Origin of the sequence: Candidatus Darwinibacter acetoxidans, assembly GCF_041936445.1 — a bacterium.
In the GTDB taxonomy this organism is placed as follows: Bacteria; Bacillota; Limnochordia; order Darwinibacteriales; family Darwinibacteriaceae; genus DTU010.
This window is the reverse complement of the sequence record NZ_JBHGXH010000289.1, coordinates 1-1626: the sequence shown is the minus strand read 5'-3', so window position 1 is coordinate 1626 and position 1626 is coordinate 1. Positions and strand designations below refer to the sequence as shown.

The 1626-nt window shown below is 62.7% G+C and carries 1 protein-coding gene; it reads left to right on the top strand.

The window, feature by feature from the left end:
- Positions 1 to 1111, top strand: a 1111-nt coding sequence (locus tag ACE4YL_RS11170) for a DUF2201 family putative metallopeptidase (RefSeq protein WP_461369651.1), incomplete at its 5' end; no start/stop codon positions are given.
- Positions 1112 to 1626 lie beyond the last annotated feature (515 nt).

The window sequence follows — 1626 nt, the reverse complement described above, 5'->3', positions numbered from 1 at the left end:
CACTCATGACGGCGAAACCGCTCCACAGGAGAAAGGGGCTTCGTCTGCCGACCATGGCGACGAGAACCGCTCCGACTCGTCCACCAACGGCCAGGGCGGTGGCCATGCTGATGACGCTCAGCCAGGCGACCGGGGCGACGGCTCCGGCTCAAAACCTGGAGACCCGGACGGTTCTAAACCGGGCGGCGCGGGAAATGGCGAAAGCGGCGATCCCGCCGGAAGTAGTCAGCCCGCCTCGTCCGGCCAGCCGTCCGGCGCTTCGGGCCAGCCGGAATCCTCGTCTCAGCCTCCCGCTTCCCCTGGTTCCGGCCACGGGAGCGGGCAAGACGGCAGGGAATCTGGTGATCAGGCGCAGACTCCTGCGCCTGGCGCCGGCCGGTGCGGCTCATGCGCGACCGGCCAACGGGAGCCCTGGGAAGAGGGGCCACCAGACTCTTCTTCTCCCGGCACCAGCCGGGCCGAAGGGGAAATGATCCGCCGGGACGTTGCCCGGCAGATCGTGGAGCACTCCCGAACCCGGGGCGATGTCCCCGGGCACTGGTCCAGATGGGCGGAAGAAAAGCTCCGTCCAAAGGTGAACTGGCGCCGTGAACTAGCTACGGCTATCCGTCACGCCGTGGCGGACGTTGCCGGCGCGGTGGACTATTCGTACCGGAAGCCTTCCCGCCGGCAAGGGCAGGTAGGCAACGGTAAGGTCGTCTTACCCGCTTTACGGCGTCCAGTCCCTTCGGTTGCCGTAGTGGTGGACACCTCGGGGAGCATGAGCGACGGCATGCTGGCCCAGGCTCTGGCCGAAGTCTCCGGCATTTTGAAGGGTATGGGGCAGCGTGAAGGCGTCCATGTCCTCTCCGTTGATGCCCAAGTCCATGCTTGCCGGAAAGTGTTCCGCACCGGCCAGGTGCAATTGACCGGCGGCGGCGGGACCGACATGGGGGAGGGGATTGAAGCAGCCACAAAGCTGCGACCCCGGCCCCAAGTCTGCGTCGTCATAAGTGACGGTTACACCCCGTGGCCCGACACTCCGCCGCAGGGCATGAAAGTTATCGTGGCCCTAACCTCGGACGGTGACACTCCGGGGTGGGCAAAAACTGTCAAGGTGGGTGAGGAATAGTGTATGAGAAAATAATCGGTCAAGCCCTCAGGGACCTTGACCAAGCCGTAATACAGATGCTAAAACCTACCGAGCCGACGACCGCACCACCCCGAGCAAAAATATTTATGTTTGCCGAGAACATCTTTTGGCCAGTTGTGTACGCAAACGACCGGCACAACCCCGAGTGGGGATATTTCAATCATGAGGGATGCCGCCATACTCTTAGCTATAGCGCCAACGTGACTGTGATAGTAAACGAGTGCGGCAGCCAACCTCGCAAGGTCCTCCGCACTCTACGCCGCATTCAGGCTGCCGCCGCCTGGTGTTACGCCAGAGCGGAAGGCCGGAAACGGCAAGCGGAGGAAATACTACGCCAGCAGGCCACCGCTGTAGAGGCCCTGAAAGCGGAGGCGGCGATGCAGGCGCTCAAATAAGGTCTTTGCCCGCAAGGGTTAAGATAAACTAAGGCGGCCCGGGCCTAACACCGGGCAAGGAGGTGCTGCCATCCCTGAAACAGCAGAGAAGATCGGATA